General features: G+C 64.0%; 2 protein-coding genes and 1 pseudogene. 1 reads left to right on the top strand and 2 read right to left on the bottom strand.

Annotated features, from left to right (window positions below; all coding sequences use genetic code 11):
* Positions 1-370: 370 nt before the first annotated feature.
* Both AC1D15_RS28815 and AC1D15_RS28810 read right to left on the bottom strand, forming a co-directional pair.
* Complete coding sequence (locus AC1D15_RS28815) at positions 371-538, bottom strand: hypothetical protein (RefSeq protein WP_477828712.1); 168 nt, start codon at positions 536-538, stop codon at positions 371-373.
* The gene (locus AC1D15_RS28810) at positions 535-1,518 is read right to left on the bottom strand and encodes a DNA-binding protein (protein ID WP_477828711.1); all 984 of its coding nucleotides are present in this window, start codon (positions 1,516-1,518) and stop codon (positions 535-537) included. Before AC1D15_RS28810 ends, AC1D15_RS28815 begins: the two co-directional genes overlap by 4 nt.
* 107 nt (positions 1,519-1,625) lie before the next feature.
* On the opposite strand from AC1D15_RS28810, the pseudogene AC1D15_RS28805 reads away from it, so the two are divergent.
* Positions 1,626-2,089: pseudogene (locus AC1D15_RS28805) on the top strand (integrase); the annotation flags it as partial.

Raw genomic sequence — 2,089 nt, 5'->3', positions numbered from 1 at the left:
GCCGACTGGTCGCCAGATGCCTCTTCGCCGAACTGTACGTGCAGTCTTTTTCCACCAGAGGTTGCCCAAGTCACAAGTCTTTGCGACGAATACTTGATGCCGTGCACACGCACGTAGGGCACATGGCATTTCCGTGGATTCACGATTATCGATCTCGTGTGCATCGATCCTCCTGAGCTTCGCAGCCAATTTATCACTGGCGAGACTTGTTCCTACGATCGCGCCAGTCGCGGGAGGGACATCGAGCGTTGGCCCGGATCGGCAGCAGCAGGAGAGTCGTCTTCGCTTTCCTCCCGCCCTCGCATCGGCCTMGCCACCATTCTCATCGGCGCTCGCTCGGGCGCACGACCGCCCTCAGTTGCCTCCTCTCTCATGGAACCGTAAGGAGTCCAGCATGAGCCAGCGGCAGCTGATCGATCTGCGAAGCCGCTTGCAGCGCAAGGATCGAGGGCCCGATAAGCCTGTTGACGACGTTCACGGCGCCCGAGTCGGGCTTGTCGCCAAGACGCCAGTTGTTGGCGAGCAGCGGTGCGCTCATGGCGAGGGCCTGCTGGCCCGCTTGCGTCCATGTTTGGGCTCGGTCCGACCTCCAGTTTCAACCAGCGCAGCGAACCGGTCCAGCGAGGCCTGCAAGCTCGCCGATTGAGCCCGAGCAACTTCTGCGTCCCTGGAACTGGTTTCGCTGGACGCGCGCAGTTCTACCAAGCGTTGCCGTTCCGATGCCAACGCGGCCGTTGCGGCCGCCAACTGCGTCTTCAGCCCCTCCTCCCGGTCCCTCGCGGCGTTCACTTGCTTGCGCGCCTGCTCGTCAGCCGCGGCGCCGGCCTGCTGGGAGGCGTCGAGGCTCTTTTGCAGCGACTCGGAGTGGCGTTYGGCCTTCGCACGCGAGTTCCGCTCCCGCTCAAGCTCAAGGGCGACGCGGCGGTCCGCGGCGTCGGCGCGCTCAATGGCCGCGGCCAGCTGCCGCTTGACCTCTGCAAACTCAGCGCTCGACTTAGTGTCCTGCTCACGAAGGCGCTCGGTCGTGGAGGTGAGCGAAGCACGCACCTCGATCAGTCGCGCGCGCTCGGCGGCGAGGTCTTGCTTCGCCTGGTCGAGCAGCTTGCCCTTTTCGGCCAGTTCGCCCTGTAGCTTAGCTGCCTTCGCGGTTGCCTCGAAGGYAGCGGCATCGCTCTGGACCGCGCGTTCCTTCTCCGCCTCGACGTTCGCGATTGCCGCTGCCATGCCCTCGTTGAGCCGCTGGTCGAAGTCGCGCCGCGTCTCGGCCAGAGCCGTTTCCCAGAAGTGTTTGGCGGCTTGCTGAACCGGGTCAGGAACATTCGACGGCGCCGAGAACGCCCCAGGGTCCCGAATGCGCCCGCCCAGGTGCCTGAACCACGTCTCCAGGAACGGACTGACGGTGTTCGGCGAGCCGCTGCCAATTTTTTGGCGCACGCGTTCGATCGTCGGCCGTGCGCCTTCAAGCAGAAGCGCATCACACGCGTTCCAGACATCGGTTTGACTGATTCCGCGCGGCATTTTTGGTCTCCTTGATCGGCGCCCTGCTTTGGGCCTACATTAGTCACGATAAGTGATAGTTACCGCGACCTATCTTTCAGATACGTTAGACATCGTACAGTTTACATATGAAAATAGAGAAAACATCACTCGCGACGCTTGTTCCGGCCGCCAGCGGGTCGCACGCCCTGGATCCGACGCAACTGGGCTCGATGGCGCAAGAGGCCGAGGCCGCGTTGCTGCGCCAAGGGGAGTCAGAAAACACCTTGCGCAGCTACCGCTCGGCCCTGCGCTACTGGGCCGCCTGGTACGCGCTGCGGTACCGCCGCCCGATCAGCCTACCGGTCGATGAAGCGGCCGTCGTTCAATTCATCGTCGACCATGCCCAGCGCCTCGACACCGCCGGTGAGCTCGTCAGCGAGCTGCCGACGGCGATCGACCTGGCGCTGGTCGACGGTGGCTACAAGGGAAAGCTCGGCGCCCCGACGCTGAACACCCTCGTGCACCGCATCAGCGTGCTGTCCAAGGCGCACCAGGTGCAGGTGGTGGTCAACCCGTGCGCGCAGCCGCGGGTGCGCGAGCTGCTGTCCAA

Source organism: Rhizobacter sp. P2_H2, assembly GCF_056403375.1.
The sequence above is the reverse complement of the archived record's forward strand: the minus strand, read 5'-3'. Positions and strand labels throughout refer to the sequence as shown.